Genomic DNA, 16,895 nt, shown 5'->3' on the forward strand with positions numbered 1-16,895 from the left:
CGTGCGCACCCGTCATGTCTTCCATGCCATCGACTCGCACACCGAGGGCATGCCAACTCGCGTCATCACCGGGGGCGTCGGGGTGATACCCGGCGCCACGATGGCCGATCGCAGACTCCACTTCGTCAAGCACCTGGACCACATCCGTACGCTGCTGATGTACGAGCCACGTGGCCACGCCTCCATGAGCGGCGCGATACTCCAACCCCCGACCAGCCCGGACGCTGACTACGGGGTGCTGTTCATCGAGGTCTCCGGTGTGCTGCCGATGTGCGGGCACGGCACCATCGGGGTCGCCACCGTCCTGGTGGAGACCGGCATGGTCGAGGCCAACGAGCCGGTCACCACGGTCCGGTTGGAGACTCCGGCGGGCCTGGTCCGGGTCGACGTACGCGTCGAGAACGGTGCGGCCAAGGCCGTCACGTTCACCAACGTGCCCGCGTTCTGCCTCGGCCTGGACCGCGAGGTCGAGGTGCCGGGGTACGGGACGGTGCGCTACGACCTGGCCTTCGGCGGCAACTTCTACGCCTTCGTCGAACTCGACGCGCTGCGGCTGCCGTTCGACCGCTCCCGCAAGGACGAACTGCTCACCGCGGGTCTGGCCGTCATGGACGCCATCAACGCCTCGCCGTGCCGCCCGGTGCACCCGGAACGGCCGGAGATCAGCGGTCTCAAACATGTCTACCTCGTCGCGCCCGGCTCGGACGCACACCGGTCCCGGCATGCCATGGCGATCCACCCGGGCTGGTTCGACCGTTCGCCCTGCGGCACCGGCACGTCGGCCCGGATGGCTCAGCTGCACGCACGCGGCGAACTCCCCCTCCACCGCGACTTCGTCAATGAGTCCTTCATCGGCACCGAGTTCACCGGTCGGCTCGTCGAGGAGACCCGGGTCGGTGGCCTGCCTGCCGTCGTCCCCACCATCACCGGACGGGCCTGGATCACCGGCACCGCCCAGTACTTCCTCGACCCGGACGACCCCTTCCCCGGAGGCTTCCTCCTGTGACCACGTCCCCAGCCGTCATCTCACGCAATCCGGCAGATCCGTCCGACGTCCTGCTGCGGGTCCTGGCACCCGGCGCCGCCGCGGTCGCCGGTGCCGTCGCCGAGGCCCGTGCCGCCCAACCGGGATGGCTGGGCGATGGCGCGGGCGCCCGCTCGGCGGCCCTGGCCGCCGTCGCCGACGCCGTCGAGGCCGCGGCGGGCGAGCTGGCCGCACTCGCCGTGCGCGAAGTGGGCAAGCCGCTTACCGAAGCCCGGGCCGAGGTGGCACGTACCGCCGCCATCTGGCGGTACTACGCCCAGGCCCCGTACGAGCCGACCGGCGCTGTCCACGAAGCCTTCGGCGGCCCCGGGCTGCTGCTCACCCGCCGCCGCCCGCACGGCGTCGCGGGCCTGATCACCCCCTGGAACTTCCCCTTCGCCATCCCGAGTTGGAAGGCGGCCCCGGCGCTGGCGGTCGGCAACACGGTCGCCGTCAAACCCGCGCCCGAAGCCACGACATGCGCACTGCGCCTCGCCGAGATCGTCCAACAGGCGCTTCCGCGTGGGGTGTTCACCGTGATTCCCGGCGGCGCCGTCGAAGGCGGCGCCGTGATCACGTCCTCGGATGCCGTCTCCTTCACCGGCTCCACCACGGTCGGCGACGAGGTGGTGCGTACCGCGACCACCCGGGGCATCCCGGTCCAGGCAGAGATGGGCGGGCTCAACGCGGCGATTGTCCTCCCCGACGCGGACATCGAACGGGCCGCCGCCCACATCGCCGCCGCGATCGCCGGATACGCGGGACAGAAGTGCACGGCAACTAGCAAGGTCATCCCGGTCGGCGCCGCCCTCGACCCGCTGCGCGAGGCCCTCGCCGAAGCGCTGCGGGCACTCCCGGTGGGCGACCCGGCCGACCCGGCCACCGTCTGCGGACCGCTCATCAGCGAGCAGGCCCGGGACCGCGTCGGCCAGGCATGTCAGGGCCTGACGGTACTGGCTGGCGGCAACGCCCCCGGCCGGCCCGGCTGGTACGCGGCTCCGACCCTGGTCGAGAAGGTGCCGCCAGACCACCGCCTGCTACAGGAGGAGGTCTTCGGGCCCGTCGCCGCGCTGCTGCCCGCGGACGACCTGGCCCACGCGGTACGGATCGCCAACCGCGTCCCGTACGGGCTGGTCACCTCGGTCCACACCGCCAGCCTGGACGCGGCTCTGCGCGGGCTCGACCATCTCGACACCGGCATGGTCCGGGTCAACGCCCCGTCCACCGGCGTCGACTTCCATCTGCCGTTCGGCGGCACCAAGGCGTCCAGCCATGGACCACGCGAACAGGGCCGAGCCGCCCTGGAGTTCTACACCTGCACCCGGACGTACACACTGACCCCCGCCACAGCAATGTGACATTGCGCGTTGGAGCCTTACTCGGAAACGGAGGGGCGTCGCCATGGGGCACCTGAAAGCGCGCAATCTCATCACCGCCCACGAGCGGTTGCGCGACCAGGTCGCCCACGCCTTGCGCGCCGCGCTGATCTCCGGTGAGCTCCGCCCCGGCGAGTTGTACTCGGCGCCGGGGCTCGCTGAGGACTTCGGCGCCTCCGCGACACCAGTACGCGAGGCGATGCTCGGCCTGGCCCGCGAGGGGCTGGGCGAGCCGGTCCGCAACAAGGGGTTCCGGATGACCGAGCGCGACCTCGACCAGTACACCGAGATCCGTACCCTGATCGAGGTTCCCACCGTCGGCCGGATCACCCGCACCGCATCCGCCGGGAAGTTGGAGGCGCTTCGCCCCGTAGCCGATGAGATCGTGCGCGCCGCACGCCGCCACGACCTCATCGGCTATCTGGAAGCCGACCGCCAGTTCCACCTCAGCCTGTCGGCGCTCTCCGGCAACGAACGTCTCGTAGAGACCGTCGGTGATCTACGCAAGCGCTCACGACTGTACGGGTTGACGACCCTCGACGAGGGCAGCCAGCTGCTTTCGTCAGCCGAAGAACACCTGGAGCTACTGGAGTTGATGCTCGCTGGAGACGCTAAGCAGGCCGAGAAGTGCATGACCCGCCACCTCGGCCACGTCCGCTCCCTGTGGGCCGAAGGCAAAGGCAACGAGAACCAGCCCCAGCGCCGCCCGAAGAGAAGGCCGGGCACGTCCCGCTGAGCACAAAGGCCACCCGCACCCTGCTGAAGGGATACGGCGACGCGCCGCTTCGGCTGTCGCTCTGCCAGGGCCCATCACCTTGGCTGAACTCGTAGTTCGAGCCGAGCGCAATGTGCCCGGCTCGAACTGGTCGTGGATCTGGCGGAACTCAGCCCACGGTGATCGCGTTCCAGGTCAGTTCACGCTGGTAGCCGTGGCGCCAGCCGCGGGTGTGGACCGGGTCGGTGCGGGGGGAGTCCCCGTTCGGGGACTTGGCGTCGACGTTCTGTCCGCTGTCCCAGAAGGACTGCAGCGCGGAGGCCCCCCAGTCTTCCTGGCCTCCCCATGACCACAACTCGCCGTTCGCGCCCAGAGGTGAGGTCCCGGGTGCCTCCATCACCACAGCTCCCTCGTTACCGCCGGTGTAGGCCATCACCTGCCCCTTGGCCAGGTTGAACAGCGTGAACTGGGAGGGGGTCCCGAACTCCATCCAGGAGCAGTAGGGGTTGCTGGTGTTGATCGGCTCAAGCCAGACCGATTCGTCGTTGGGGCTGGCGCACAGCGCGTAGCCGTGGAACGTGCCGCTCTCGATCATGACGGACCCGGGCGCGGCGTGCGAGGCGGCCAAGGCCGAAGTCGCTGGCGTCGCGGCTAGGAGGACTGCGGCGATGCCAGCCGTGGCGAGGCTGCCCTGGAGACGGCGCCGACCGCGAGCTGCCCACTTGGATCGTGTCATGCGAAGACACTCCTTCCGGCCTTCAATGGTCGAGGAATGACAGGCTCATGCCAACATGCATGTCATTCGCTCGCTGGATGCGCGAGGAGCGTAGCCGTTTGTGAAGGTCGCGTGTAGAGGATGTGACAGCTTAGTGGTGGACCTGTGGCGAGATCCGGCCATCTCACCAGACACCCCGTTGAGGCTGCGGGGCCTCGTCCGCCTCTCGTTGAGCGCAGGCCCGCGACTGGCGTTCCCGCCGGACAGGCTGACCAACTAGCGCCGGGAGTCACATCGCCCACAACACCCGAACGGAGCGTTCTACCGTCCCTGCGCCGCCACACCAGCAGGCCAGTACCTGATCGCGTCCTGCCGAGCCGACCGGTTCCGCGGCGCGACAGACCCCCGCAAGCCCTCCAGGAAGAAGACGTGCGCGATCTCCCGCGCCTCGGCTTCGGACGCCTGCAACAGCCACCGCCGCCGAGCGTCGTCGCACCACGCGGCTTCCCGGCCAACTGCACATAGCTAACGAGTAGGAGTCCATCGTTGGGGCACGGGACTTGCCGCCGGGATGCGGAGGCTGGCGTGCGCGCTGTGCCGTCAGGCATCAAGCGGGCGAAGGCGGCTGATGCGGAATCAGACATACCGGGCGAGATGATCGGGCCAACGGCCGTAGGCGCAGGCCGGTTGTCAGGCCCCTGCCATAGCGTCACCCGCAGCTGCCGCCCCACCCCGAGCAGGGGGCCCGGAGGGGGATCGCGGCAGCGACGGGAGAAACACATCGTGAGAGGAACGATCAAGCGCGCCGCCGCAGGCTCGGAACTCGCGCGACTCGGGATGACTCCACAACGCGGAGGTGATCGCGTGATCTTCCAGCACAACGGGCGCACCTGGCGCATCTTGTGGGCCGCGGCGCTTACCGTCCCACAACCGCGTCACCCCACGCTGCGCTGCTGCAGTTCAAGAGGTGGGACGTCCCGAGGAATCACCACCTGACCGAACACGTCTCGTCCTCAGACCAGCCGCCATGCACCGTGTACAGCGCAAGCCAGGGCTCAGCGATAAGCCGCGCAGCCCCACCTCAACGGAAGGAACCGGGACATGAACCTCCGCAAGCGTATCACCGCGATCGCAGCCACCACAACCCTCGCAGGGCTGGCAACCCTGGGCCTAACAGTGCCCGCCCACGCGGATGCCGCCCACCAGACCATGGCCGCAGCCGGCGGAACCGCACCCGCCTGCATCCACCGTCGGGACCACGGCTTCTTGGGCTACGTGCGGATCAGCAACTGGTACGGCAAGACCATGCGTGTGCGGGTCATCATCGACCGCGGACCTAGCAGCCCCTGCAGGACACTGGCGAACGGGCAGGCCTTCTCCTGGGATTATGACCCATCCCTCTTCCAGTCCTACCACAAGACCGTAGTCTGCTGACCAACCCCTCTGGTGCGCGACCGAGCTGACCCGTAGCGGTGGCCGCATGGCGATGACGCGGGAACCCCACGGCCCTGGCCTTCCTACCCTGAAACGCCAGGGTCACGGTGAGGGCTGCGCACCCCCACTCTGTGCATGACGGATGGGGAACGGGCACACCTCTCCTGGACGTTGAGTGGGCATGGTCATGATGGCGAGCCTGTTATTCATGATGGTGTTGGTGCTCGTGCCCTTCATGCTGGCCTCAGCCCGACAGGTCGTGCTGCGCTCCGGCCGTCCGACGTGGCTCTACCGGCGATTGGCTGCGCGCAAGCCCCGAGGTGGGGTCGGCCTGGGCGCCACCGCTGCCGAGGGAACTGCACGCGTTCTTCAACGCAAATAAGCGTGTACAAATCGAGCAGCGGCGTGCGGAGTTGATACTGCGGGACGACGAGCAAGATGGCGCCCCGCCGCGCATGGGCATCGACCTGGACGCTGGCACTGCGGTGGTTCGGCGGAAGCGCTGAGCAACCGGCCAGCCGAGCTCGACGAGCAGCCCCGCCAGGCGCTCCCCGCCGCCGGGGGGGAGGGGGAAGATCCGTCCTCACCGGTCCTGGTCGGCGGGGGCATTGCCAAGGCGAACGCTGAGCTGGGCGCCCAATTCCTGGAAACCCAGAGCTACGGCCACGCGCTGCGACGGATACGGCCGTGCTCTCCACTGAGGCAGCAATCCGATATCAAGGGCATGGGCCACTGCTGCGGACGCCACGGTCCGGGCCAGGTGCCGTCGCCGGTAGTGCGGAGCAACCAGCACGCTCAGATGGGCCACTGACCGCGGCCAGGACCGATACCCGGCCGCGGCCACCACCTCGTCGCCCCGGCGCAGCATGAACGAGGGAGAGGAGATGTCCGCCAGACCGCTCTCGCCGGCCTCCTTCTCCCCTGCCAGAGCCAGCAGCGCGGCCAGGCCGCCAGTACCGTGACCGACCGGCAACTGCTGGACGGCGGTACCTTCATGCGCAGGAAGAAAGCCGTCCCGGCCGACATAGAAGAGCGAAGCCGGCCCGAGGGCATCGAGTACCGGCAGCACCGCGCGCAGACGAGCGACATCGACGAGCTCTTCGAGGGACAACTTCCGCGCGGCGTCGTACACCATCCCGGCGTCCCTCACGCTCGGCGCAGTGACGATGACAGCGTCACCGATCTGCACGACCCCGGTCCACGACGGCGGACACAACCGAGACCCGGGCGCGACCACCACATTCACATCTCCCGACGGACGGAAGTCGACCGGTGTGCCCGCCAGCTCCACCCACAGTTCCCGGGCGCGAATGAGCAAGAGATCGTCAGCCATGGCCGCATCCTGTCGGCCCCGCAGCCGGAGCGCGACCGGATTCCTCACGGACAGACAGCCAGTACCAGCCAGAGCGTGAACTCAACGAACCAGCGGTGAAGCACGGGACACGAACTCTTCAATGACCTGCTTCGCCTGGGCATCCCGTGTGTTCCAGCCAGTCTGGTCTTGGGCGTTCGACGCTGCGGCTGCCGATAAATCATCCGTGCTGGTCAAGTGACGTGTCCGTAGTTCTGCTTCCGGTTAGCTCATCTAATCGACTACAGGAGGGCGTCGGCGAGGCTGATGGACAGGGGCCGTGGTGGGTTAAGTGGGGGAGCGACATTTGGCGCTTGACGAGTGATCTCAATGGCTGGATCTGTTGGTGGTTGGCCGCAGGTTCGAGCCCCCGGCGGGACTACACGCAGAAGGGTGCAGGGCTGACCAGCGGCTTCCCGCCGGACGGCGCAATGTCGAGGGGCGGTTCCACCCCACGACGCGGGACGGGGTCCTGTGATGGCGGCTGCGAGAAGGTCGCCGACTACTGTTCGTGACGCTGGTCTCGCCTTCGAGCAGGCGACTCGAGTAAGTCAGGGGCGATGTGACCGCTTACAACTGGTCAGTCTCCGTCGGCAGGCCGAGCAACACGCGGCCGGTCAGCCTGTACATCGCCGGGTTGACCTGGAAGTGCGCCGTCGCCGTGTGGGCATCCCGGAATCGGCGCTGCAGCGGGGCATCCTCATAGATCGCCGAGCTACCACTGAGGTCGTACACGACGCGGACAACCGTCGCAGCGGTACGCACGGCGTACGTACATGCCAGCCGCAGCGAGGTCCGCAGCTCCACCGAAACGGGCGTTTCCTCCTTCGCCGCCTGCCAAGCGTCGTCGATGGCCTGGTAGAAGAGGCAGCGTGCCGCGCGTAGCGATGCCTCGGCCTCAGCGAACGCGCTCTGCGTCGCCGACCGTTCCGCGGTGCTCCGGCTGGAGCCGGATGGTTTGCGAACCGTTGCCAGCTCGACGAATTCCGTCATGGCACCACGTGCGTTGCCCAGCGAGGCGGCGGCGATCGATGAGGCGAAGAAGCCGAACAACGGGAACCGCTGGAGCGTTCGTGACCCGGCCGGTGGCCCGTCGACCACAGACAACAGACGCTCATCCGGCACGAACACATCGTTGGCGACCGCGTCGGTACTGCCGGTCCCGCGCAGGCCAGAAGTGTGCCAGGTGTCGAGGATCTCCAACTCTGCGGTCTGAATCGCGGCGGTGCGCACCCGGCCGTCCTGCATGAAACCGAGGAAGATCCAGTCGGAGTGCCGGATGCCGCTGCAGAACGACCAGCGGCCGGTGATCCGAACGCCGCCTTTGACGGCGACTCCCTTGGCGTGCGGCGCCCACACGCCGGCAGCAACGGAGGTCGGGTCGCTGAACACCTCCTGCCCTCCTTTCTCCGGCAGGTACGCCCCAAGCAAGCTGCTGGTGGCGGCGATCGACACGCACCAACCGGCAGACGCGTCGCCCTCGGCGATCGTTTCGGCGGCCTGCAGGATCTCGGCGGTCGTCGGCTCGGTGCCACCAAGGTCGATCGTCAGCCCGATCCGCAGCAGGTCAGTGGCCTTCAGCTCGGCGACCAGTTGGGGTGCGAGTTGCCGCCCGCGCTCCGTCTCGTCGGCCAGCGCACGCGCGACCGCGGCGACCTCCCGTGCACCCGACAGCATGTGCCCTCCCATTGGTTCAATTCCATTACAGGCCCATTCTTACTCCATAGGCGGACGTCGCAGGCAAGTTGCTGCTGTATAAATAGGCAAGTTTTTGGTGTACGAACATGCAAATGGTTGCCGCACAACCGAGTTTGCCGATTTCCGCATGCCGTCCACTTGACGATACCCGCCTCCGGCAGTAGCGTTCACCGCCACTTGCTTATATCAGGTAAAGTTGCTCTATTGGTACTAGTCTTTGCTGTAGCGCTGTTGCGCTGGCGCCGTGTTCCGTCACCGTGGAGATCAGCCGCTGTGGACGGTCATATGAAGGAGTGTCCGTGCCTTACGTCTTGCAAACCGGAGCGGCGGGTGCTGAGCGCCTGGCGCTGGTTGAGAAGGTCTACGGCGACCACACCAGAAGGATATTGGGACGGCTCGGCGTACAAGAAGGCGCGAAGATCGCCGATTTGGGGTGCGGCACCGGTTCGACGACGAAGTGGTTCTCGTCGCAGATCGGGTCGGCCGGCGAGGTTGTCGCGGTCGACGAATCGGGCGAGCAACTGGCCCTGCTCGCCTCGGATATCGATCGCGATGGCATCGGTAATGTCAGCACGGTGCAGGCTGACGCTATGAACACAGGTATTGATCGTGGCCGTTTCGACATCGTCCATTGCCGATTCCTCATCAGCCACGTGACCGAGCCGGTGGCACTGGTTCGCGAGATGGCCGCCCTGGCCAGGCCGGGCGGCCTGGTCATCGCCTTCGAGGTGGACATCGGCGGGTTGTTCAGCATTCCCAGCACCGAGTGCTACGAACGACTGAGGGCACTCTCGCGCAACGGTGGACAGGCCATTGGCCGGGACTACGAGATCGGCGCCAAACTCGCTACGGTCTTCAGTTCAGCGGGGCTGCCGGAGCCCGACATGGAGTTTATTCACCCGGTCTATCTCCGCGGCGAGGAGAAGCGTTTCTGGGAGTACACGGCACGCGAGTCAATGTTGCCCGTGCGGGCAGGATTGACAACCGAGTCGAATTTCGACGCACTGATGCGGGAGCTGGAAGCGGTCGCGGGCAATGAGATGTGCGCCGTCGCGCAGCCGCGCCTGGTCGCCTGCTGGGCGCGGAAGGGCACGAACGAGTCAGCCTGAACTCGGGAGATGGTCATTACGGCTCTGGGGTGAGGATGATGCGGTCGAAGAGCCATAGCGCCAGCAGTGCGGGCAGGATCGTGTCCGGGTGTACCAGCAGCAGGACGTGCCGCAGCTTTGGTCGCGGCGAGGTAGGCCAGGCGCAGCAGCACGGCAGGTCATGATGCCGCCGATGCCCTGAGCACGTGAAGGCTTGGACGCGATCAAGGTCCCGACCTCGGCGGACGATTTATCGGCACCCGCAGTGCCGCGTACGCTGCCGGCCAGGCCGGGGCCGTCGCACACGTCGCCGCGCACGAACTCGGTGCGGCGGCCTACGCGATCAAGGCCGCACGTGCTGCCGCGCCGGAAGGCGAGGGCGAGGCCGCAGGGTGACTGGACGAGTCATTCCGAATGATTCGGCGGCCATAGGCGATCAGCGATCGTGTGACGGACTGGCTGGTCCTGTTGTCGTGTCGGCGCCGTCCTACGGGTGGTAGAGCTCTTGGGCGCGAGCGGAGTCCATGGGCCCGTCCTGGTCCAGGTGTAGGAAGTGGTCCAGCTGCCATGCCTGCGTACTACTGGCCTGGCGGTTGGTGGTGGTCACCCAGGGCGGGTAAACGCGGAAGGCTCGCTTCCCACCGGAACCGTTGACTGATACGACACCGTGCCGGCGAAGCGCGTCCATGGGAAAGACGAACTGGCCGAAGTGGTGATGGTCACGGCTGCTGATGACGAAGAGGTCGACGGGGTCCGCGGCGTCGAAGGGCTGGATGGGCCCACCCGGCGACCTCTTCCATACGGTGACAAACTGGCCGACCTTGGTGGGGGTCGTCTTGGCCGCGCGGAACCGGATGGAGAGACCGTCAAGGGTGAATTCGTGGGCGGCGTACTCGGCACTCTCGGATTCGGGAACTGGCTGCGAGCAGGTGAATCCGCAAGGGTCGTAGACGAGCTCTTTCGCCGCCACAAGATCACTGTGGGCCGGGGTGGTGTCCGCCCACGGTGCGGGTCCGATGGAGTGCGGAGCGGATGAGTACTCGCGGTTCGCCGTCATCCGTCCACCCTGTCACAGGGGCTTGTACGGACGCCGACTCGGCGAATGCCGGCGGTGTGTCCGGGAACGCAGACAGGGCGTCCAAGATCGTTCTTTGACAAGCGACCTGGACACCCTGCTCACCGCACTGCACGTGAAGATCGACGACGAGATCGGAGACACCCGATGACTGGGCCGCCCACCACGGTTGACGGACTCTGAGCTCGTCTGTCTCGCCGTCGCCCAGGCGATGCTGGGCTTCGCCTCGGAGTCCAGGTGGCTGCGGTTCGTCCACTCCCGCCTGGGCGCGATGTTTCCGTGCCACGCACGTGCTCCGCGCAGGGGAGCCCTGAGCGCGGTGCTTGTCGCTGTCGGCTCGTCAGACGGCCGGCTTCTGGACGGCGGTCGGCTTGGTGGCGAGCAGTGCCGTGATCTCATCGGCGAGGTGCGGGCCGAGCTCGCCCCAGCCGTCCTTGTAGCCGTAGACACCGGCCAGGGTGCGGGCCTCGTAGTCGCCGTTCATGATCTCGATGTCGTTGGCCGTGATGAGTGCCGGGTGGCCGACGCCGACGGCCGCCGAAACCTTGATCAGCTCCCTGCGCAGGGTGCGCAGGTAGACAGCGGCCCGGGTGGCCTTCGAGGTCGGGTCGAGGCCGCGGGCCAGCCACGGGTTCTGGGTGGCGATGCCGGTGGGACACCTGTCGGTGTGGCACTTCTGCGACTGGATGCAGCCGATGGACAGCATCGCCTCACGGGCCACGTTGATCATGTCGGCACCCAGAGCGAAGGCAACCGCGGCGTTCTCGGGCAGGCCGAGCTTGCCGGAGCCGATGAAGGTCAGGTCGTCGGTCAGCCCCAGCTCGGCGAAGGTGCCGTAGACCCGGGAGAAGCCCATCCGGAACGGCAGCGCCACCGAGTCGGCGAAGATCCGCGGCGCCGCCCCGGTGCCGCCCTCACCGCCGTCGATGGTCACGAAGTCGACACCACGGTCACCACGCGCCATCAGCGTGGCCAGCTCCTGCCAGAAGCCCGTCTCTCCGACCGCGCTCTTGACCCCGACCGGCAGACCGGTCTCGGTGGCGAGCAACTCGACGAAGTCGAGCATCGAGTCGACGTCGCTGAACGCGGTGTGCCGCGACGGGGAGGCGCAGTCCTTGCCGACCGGGATGCCGCGGATCCCGGCGATCTCCGGGGTCACCTTCGCGCCCGGCAGCATCCCGCCCAGCCCTGGCTTGGCGCCCTGGGAGAGCTTGATCTCTATCGCCCTGACCGGGGCGCTGGAGACCACGTCCTTGAGCTTGTCGAGGTTGAAGCTGCCGTCCTCGTTGCGGCAGCCGAAGTACGCCGTCCCGATCTGAAGGACGAGGTCGCCGCCGTTGCGGTGGTACGGCGAGAGACCGCCCTCGCCCGTGTTGTGCATCGTGCCCGCCAGCGCCGCCCCCTTGTTGAGCGCCGTGATGGCCGCCCCCGAGAGCGATCCGAAGCTCATCGCCGAGATGTTCACCACGCTCGCCGGTCGGAACGCCCTGGCGCGCCCGCGCGGCCCGCCCAGCACCTTGGCCGAGGGCAGTGGCGCCTGCGGGTCGTGCGCGTCGGGCAGAGTGCCGGCGAACGTGCGCTGCTTCAGGTAGGCGTGCCCCTGCACGTGCTCGACGTCGACTTCGGTTCCGAACCCGAAGTAGTTGTTCTCCTCCTTCGCCGACGCATAGATCCAGGTGCGCTGGTCACGACTGAACGGGCGCTCCTCCTCGTTGGACGTCACGATGTACTGCCGCAGCTCCGGCCCGATCGTCTCCAACAGGTACCGGGCGTGCCCGATAACCGGGAAGTTTCGGAGCAGTGCGTGCCTCTTCTGGATGAGGTCGCGGGCAGCCAGAAGCGCCACTGCTGTTGCGGCGGCCGCGCCGATCCTCCGGGCGTGCATGAACGTTCCTCCTCGATGCACGACTCCATCGCCATGCGGTGGAGTCGTTGTGTCGTGTTGGGCGTTGGACGGCGGGCACGGCCAAGCTGGCATCAGCGTCCGTCGAAGAATGCGAAATGATATTAAGAGGCCGCGCGGACAGGCATATGGCCAGGGGGCAGTCACCAGCACCAGATGCACGCCCTGGGCGGATACCCGCGCGTGCCCTGACCTTGACGCCATCGGCAGTGCCCCGTTCACCGGTCTACGTCGCCGTCCGTGGTGCGCGCACCGCGGCGCGGGACGTGAGCGCCGCGGTCCGTCGCTTCATGGGATGAACTTCACCTCTGGGAAGGCTGGGGACGGGCTGTCGAGCAAATGTCCTCGTCAGTGCCGCAGGTGCAGGTCGAAGAACGCGAGTGGGTACGCCTGCCAGATGCGTACCGCATGGGCCGGGTCGAGGGTGCCGATCCAGCCCCGAAGGTCCTCGTCGCTCATCCCGACCGCCTTTGCCAGTTGCGGAATCAGCACCTGGTTGTCACCGCACGACTGGTGGACCGCGCCGTCGGCCTGGATGTTGAGCCGCCATCCCCGCAGGTGCGACCAGAACTCGGCGGCATCGGGAGCCTGCGCCCCACGGACATGCCCACCAGCTTCCCCACCGGCCTCCCGACGAACTTTCCCACCAGTGGCCTGCCGCTCCCAAGTCCGCATCCCACCGGTGTGCCCAGCATGCCCGAGGTTCCGCAGCCCGGAGGTACCCCATGACAACGGCAAGCCGCTCGGACCGCTTCCCCCGGTGGGGCGGCGCCGACCATGGCGGCGCTGGCGGTTCCGGTGAAGATTCCGGCGGACAGTCCGGACAGGAGCCGGCTGACCAGCAGCCATCCGAGACCCTGGCTGAGGAGGAAGACGGCCGTGTACAGGGCGGAGAGCAGCAGACCGGCCCGCAGCATCCGGACGCGTCCCAGCTGGTCGGACCATTTGTGTAAGTCCTTGGCGTTCACTCGGCGAACGCGCTCGATTCCCCGGCCCGTACCCGGGTTCGCATATGAGTGCTCACCTCGATGAGCTGTCCGGCACCCCACACCGACTTCCCGTGACCTGCGCCGCACTCGGCCTCGATACGCCGTCCAGCCCGACGGGCCCCACGGCGAACCACAGCTCCCCCCATGCCGACTGGGCCGCGATCTGGACGCCGAAACATTCCTTCTGTCCGGCCGACCTGGCGGATGACGGCTCGCATGCTCTCATCTGCGCGCAATGCCGAGTGCACCTGCCTCGGCCCCTTGGCCGCCGCCACGGATCGCGCACGCAACATTTTCCACGCGCGATCACCGGACCCGCATCTACCGCACTTCCGGATGCCCGTCCGAGTGCCGCCGGACGACCCGGTCATGGCCGTGACCCATCCGTGCCCGTAGACGCGGACAACCACGGTCAACAGCGGTACGACCGACGGTGCGGCGCCAGCGACTTGGGATTATCCAGCGCCGCCTGGCTCCTTGAGAGCAAGCTCGCCATCGACAGTCGGGACGACGTCAGCCTGCGGCTGCTGGGCGAGATGGCCCTCGCCGCGTGGCGGTGCGTGGCGAGGAACTCGATTCGTGGCGGCCATGGCGCCCACCGAGGACGCGATGCCCTCACCTGTCTCCTATACAAGGTCGGGGAAGCATTCGACGCCATCCCCGCCAGCCTCTCACTCACGGCAGTTTGAGCCGCGACATGGACAACGGACAGCGACAAACCCTGTCCATAACCGGCAGCAACCGCCCCCAGACAGCGCCGAACCGCCCGCTCCGGCAATGATCGGCGACCTTCAGGCCCACTGGATCCGACGGCATCCCATCCTGGGCGGTCTCATCAACGAGTACCACCACGCTGCCTGACCGAATTGCATCGCCGCAGGTCACTGCGGCGAATCGTATGTTCGGGCGGCACAGGGTGCGTAGGGGTGCGCTGCAGGACAGCGAACTGGCAGCGAGCATCAAGATCTCGATGTCCTTCGCCGCACCTGACCGGGCCAACAACGCAAGCCAGCGCAAGATCTGGCACCCGAGCCGGTAGAGCAGACGTATCGCCACGCCCTCAGATCATGCTCCAGGTCAGCCGACAACCGCTTGCCCTGTGACTACCTCGTAACGCCGAACTTACAGGTCAGAGTGGGTGACACCAGTTTCCGGCACCCACAGGGGAAGTCGCCGTTGGCGATGACCGTGCGTAGCGCCTGGCCGCTTCCTATCGCGGGCCGCCGTGCAGTTCCCGATGCCACAGGGCCTCGCACAGCAGGTCCAGGCCCTGGCGCAGGTGACGCCGGTAGGTGCCGTACGGAAGGCTGAGGCGGCGGGCGGCGGCCTCCTGGGTGGGCGCACCGGAGAAGTAACTCGCTGTCAGGGCCTCGCGGGCTCGTACCCCTCGCGGGTCATGGGCGAGGTCGTCGACGGCCTGGCGCAGCAGGGCGCGCAGTTCCTCGGCGGGGTCGGCGAAATCGGCCGCGAGACGGGCACGCATCAGGGCGCAGGCGGCGAAGGTGCCCGGGTCGCGCCAGTGCGACAGGGCCTCGCGCACGGCCTGGTCGAACGCGGTGCGCGAGACGCCGGACGGCCCGGACTGGGCAGGCACATCGGTGGCTGATATGAAGTGGCGAAGCCAGGTCTCGACGGGCACCAGGCGCCAGTCGACGCTGAACAGCCCGTACGTGTGCTCGCCGACCCGCGGTCGCGCACCGGTGTCAGCGAGGCTGCCCTTGACGCGCGCGGACCACGCATCGGCGTCTCGCCAGACGGCGAAGCCATATGCGCGACCGCGGGCACGGGCGGATTCCGCCTGGGCGCGGGAACTGCTCAGGTCGATGACGCGCGAGGGGACCTGGTACCGCTCGGGGTAGACCGAGAAGCGGCTTATGCCGATGTGCTCGCCCGGGCTCACCGGCGCGGTGGCGTCGGTGTGCTCCCAGGCCGCTGCCACGACGGGATCGGTGGCCAGATCCTGGGGGTCGGGCGGGGCCAGCAGAGCGAGTCGGGCCGTGAACGCCACGATCCGGCCCGTGTTCACCAGACGGTAGACGCTGAAAGCCTGCGGCTGGCGCTGTGCCCAGTAGCGGACCAGATCCGCGGAGGCCGGGCCCTCGGTCTCCTCGGCCATGCGCAGTACGACGTCGAGGTCGTCCGGGTGCAGAGGACGGTCGTGTACCTCGTCCTCACGGGACCATGTCCGCAGACGCGCCACGATCTCCCCCTCTCGGAAGAGGTAGAAGAGTTCGTCGGTGACGGTCCAGACCCGCTCCTCGGGTGCCTCGCGCAGCAGGCGCAGGTACTCCTCCGTCAGTCGCCGGCGCATCGTCACAAAAGTGTTGGGGGCTCGCCAGCGCAGGTCTGCGGCCAGAGTCTCGCGTGCGGCGTCGTGTGGATGGAGCCCCCGGTAAGTGGACTCCATGAAGGGCAGGTCCCTCAGCCAGGCGAAGAGCAGGTGGGCGTCCTCCTCGGGCAGCACCGCAGCAAGCAGTTCCTCGGAGGTCGAATACGCCTGGGCGGCCACCTCCAGGGCGCGGCGGTGAGCCGCCGACGGCACCTCTCCGATCAGCCCCACCAACAGGATTCGCAGGACATCGGCCGAAGGCGCCCAGATCTCCTCCCTGCTCCAGCCCGTCGAACCCGCTGCCGCCGCCAGGGACAGGGCCAGCGGGTTGCCTCCGGCGAAGCGGAGCACCAAGTCCCGCAGTTCGGGCCCGATCCGGGCCGCGGCCAGCAGGCTCCGGGCCTGCTCCTCGGAGAACGGCTCCAGTTCGGTCACGTGCAGGAGGCCGGCCCAGGCGGGGTCGGCGGTCCACTGCGGCTGCGGCGCGAGTCGACCTCCCAGGACGATCAGGGCACCGTCCGCGGCGCGAGGCAGGAAGTGGTGCCACAGCCAGCTTTCGAGCCACTGGCAGTGCTCGAAGGAGTCCACGAACAAGACCGTGCCGGGAACGTCCAGGAAGGCACTGGCCGCCCGCTCGAAGTCGGCCGGGTCCCGGCTGACGAAACGGCCGTCGAGTTCGACGAGCAGCCGGCCCGCCGCACGAGCATGGTCCGCCAGACGCCGCAGCAGCGTCGACTTCCCGATACCGCCCGGCCCGAACAGGTAGAATGCGAACGGCGCTTGCGGATCGTCGGCCAAAGCCTCCGCGAAGCGTGCGAGTTCCTCGTCTCGGCCGATGAAGGCCTGTACTCGCGCAGCGCTCAGTCTCTCTCCGACGGACGCCACAGCGGCTCCCCTCTCCGTGTCCCAGCACCGGACAGCGATGCCCGGCGGTCCCCTCCAAGCCTCGCGGTGACAGGCACCGGCACGAGGCACGTGCGGCGGCGGTCCGGTCCGCCTGCGCCGCCCTGCTCCGACCGGTCGAAACGGCGCACGCATTCGCCGCAGTGGTGTCGTATCCAGTATTTCGGTAGAGATCCTAACCATGGCGCCAGAGGTGTCGATGGGTGTCGAGGCCGCCGAAGGTTCGTGGACGGCGTGCCGTCGTACCCGTCGGCGGTTTCCAAGGCCCTGGAGGTTCGGACGGGCCGCATGGGAG

The 16,895-nt window shown here is 67.9% G+C and carries 15 protein-coding genes and 2 pseudogenes; 8 read left to right on the forward strand and 9 right to left on the reverse strand.

Annotated features, from left to right (window positions below; all coding sequences use genetic code 11):
* Nucleotide 1: 1 nt before the first annotated feature.
* The 3 genes from P2L57_RS24810 to P2L57_RS24820 are packed head-to-tail and all read left to right on the forward strand — an operon-like array spanning nucleotide 2 to nucleotide 3,136.
* Entirely contained in the window at nucleotides 2-1,006 is a 1,005-nt protein-coding gene (locus tag P2L57_RS24810) for a proline racemase family protein (RefSeq protein ID WP_275818232.1), read from the forward strand.
* Complete coding sequence (locus tag P2L57_RS24815; RefSeq protein ID WP_275818233.1) at nucleotides 1,003-2,382, forward strand: aldehyde dehydrogenase family protein; 1,380 nt, start codon at nucleotides 1,003-1,005, stop codon at nucleotides 2,380-2,382. The genes P2L57_RS24810 and P2L57_RS24815 overlap by 4 nt, the downstream gene beginning before the upstream one ends.
* Nucleotides 2,383-2,425: 43 nt before the next feature.
* On the forward strand, nucleotides 2,426-3,136 hold the full coding sequence (locus P2L57_RS24820; protein WP_275818234.1) for a GntR family transcriptional regulator: 711 nt from the start codon (nucleotides 2,426-2,428) through the stop codon (nucleotides 3,134-3,136).
* 148 nt (nucleotides 3,137-3,284) lie between these two features.
* Here the strand turns inward: P2L57_RS24820 and P2L57_RS24825 are convergent, their stop codons facing one another.
* A complete protein-coding gene (locus P2L57_RS24825) occupies nucleotides 3,285-3,851 on the reverse strand; it encodes a hypothetical protein (RefSeq protein ID WP_275818235.1) in 567 nt (188 codons plus the stop codon).
* 300 nt (nucleotides 3,852-4,151) lie between these two features.
* A pseudogene (locus P2L57_RS41250) lies at nucleotides 4,152-4,325 on the reverse strand (hypothetical protein); the annotation flags it as partial.
* 606 nt (nucleotides 4,326-4,931) lie between these two features.
* Between P2L57_RS41250 and P2L57_RS24830 the strand changes: the two are divergent.
* Together P2L57_RS24830 and P2L57_RS40855 are read left to right on the forward strand one after the other, a co-directional pair.
* Complete coding sequence (locus P2L57_RS24830; RefSeq protein WP_275818236.1) at nucleotides 4,932-5,264, forward strand: alpha-amylase inhibitor; 333 nt, start codon at nucleotides 4,932-4,934, stop codon at nucleotides 5,262-5,264.
* A gap of 320 nt (nucleotides 5,265-5,584) precedes the next feature.
* The gene (locus P2L57_RS40855) at nucleotides 5,585-5,770 is read left to right on the forward strand and encodes a DUF6191 domain-containing protein (protein WP_372515901.1); all 186 of its coding nucleotides are present in this window, start codon (nucleotides 5,585-5,587) and stop codon (nucleotides 5,768-5,770) included.
* Between the two features lie 77 nt (nucleotides 5,771-5,847).
* Here the strand turns inward: P2L57_RS40855 and P2L57_RS24835 are convergent, their stop codons facing one another.
* On the reverse strand, nucleotides 5,848-6,645 hold the full coding sequence (locus P2L57_RS24835; RefSeq protein WP_308292513.1) for a GNAT family N-acetyltransferase: 798 nt from the start codon (nucleotides 6,643-6,645) through the stop codon (nucleotides 5,848-5,850).
* Between the two features lie 540 nt (nucleotides 6,646-7,185).
* Complete coding sequence (locus tag P2L57_RS24840; protein WP_275818237.1) at nucleotides 7,186-8,292, reverse strand: acyl-CoA dehydrogenase family protein; 1,107 nt, start codon at nucleotides 8,290-8,292, stop codon at nucleotides 7,186-7,188.
* A gap of 320 nt (nucleotides 8,293-8,612) precedes the next feature.
* Here P2L57_RS24840 and P2L57_RS24845 point away from each other — a divergent pair, with 320 nt between their 5' ends.
* Together P2L57_RS24845 and P2L57_RS40860 are read left to right on the forward strand one after the other, a co-directional pair.
* Nucleotides 8,613-9,422: a class I SAM-dependent methyltransferase gene (locus P2L57_RS24845; RefSeq protein WP_275818238.1), complete on the forward strand. Its 810-nt coding sequence runs from the start codon at nucleotides 8,613-8,615 to the stop codon at nucleotides 9,420-9,422.
* 231 nt (nucleotides 9,423-9,653) lie between these two features.
* Nucleotides 9,654-9,797, forward strand: coding sequence for a putative immunity protein (locus P2L57_RS40860; RefSeq protein ID WP_344184612.1), 144 nt, complete (start codon nucleotides 9,654-9,656; stop codon nucleotides 9,795-9,797).
* A gap of 91 nt (nucleotides 9,798-9,888) precedes the next feature.
* Here P2L57_RS40860 and P2L57_RS24850 read toward each other — a convergent pair whose 3' ends face one another.
* A complete protein-coding gene (locus P2L57_RS24850; RefSeq protein WP_275818239.1) occupies nucleotides 9,889-10,458 on the reverse strand; it encodes a MepB family protein in 570 nt (189 codons plus the stop codon).
* A gap of 94 nt (nucleotides 10,459-10,552) precedes the next feature.
* Here P2L57_RS24850 and P2L57_RS41160 point away from each other — a divergent pair.
* Nucleotides 10,553-10,756 (forward strand): annotated as a pseudogene (locus P2L57_RS41160) (IS982 family transposase); the annotation flags it as partial.
* Nucleotides 10,757-10,816: 60 nt separating this feature from the next.
* Here P2L57_RS41160 and P2L57_RS24855 read toward each other — a convergent pair.
* The 4 genes from P2L57_RS24855 to P2L57_RS24870 all read right to left on the reverse strand — a co-directional run bounded on the left by P2L57_RS24855 (nucleotide 10,817) and on the right by P2L57_RS24870 (nucleotide 16,582).
* Nucleotides 10,817-12,361: an FMN-binding glutamate synthase family protein gene (locus tag P2L57_RS24855; RefSeq protein ID WP_275818240.1), complete on the reverse strand. Its 1,545-nt coding sequence runs from the start codon at nucleotides 12,359-12,361 to the stop codon at nucleotides 10,817-10,819.
* A gap of 366 nt (nucleotides 12,362-12,727) precedes the next feature.
* The gene (locus tag P2L57_RS24860; protein ID WP_275818241.1) at nucleotides 12,728-13,054 is read right to left on the reverse strand and encodes a hypothetical protein; all 327 of its coding nucleotides are present in this window, start codon (nucleotides 13,052-13,054) and stop codon (nucleotides 12,728-12,730) included.
* 989 nt (nucleotides 13,055-14,043) lie between these two features.
* A complete protein-coding gene (locus tag P2L57_RS24865; protein WP_275818242.1) occupies nucleotides 14,044-14,424 on the reverse strand; it encodes a hypothetical protein in 381 nt (126 codons plus the stop codon).
* Between the two features lie 154 nt (nucleotides 14,425-14,578).
* Nucleotides 14,579-16,582, reverse strand: coding sequence for an AAA family ATPase (locus P2L57_RS24870; protein WP_275818243.1), 2,004 nt, complete (start codon nucleotides 16,580-16,582; stop codon nucleotides 14,579-14,581).
* Nucleotides 16,583-16,895: the final 313 nt, after the last annotated feature.

It is taken from the genome of Streptantibioticus ferralitis, from assembly GCF_029223525.1.
GTDB lineage: Bacteria > Actinomycetota > Actinomycetes > Streptomycetales > Streptomycetaceae > Streptantibioticus_A > Streptantibioticus_A ferralitis.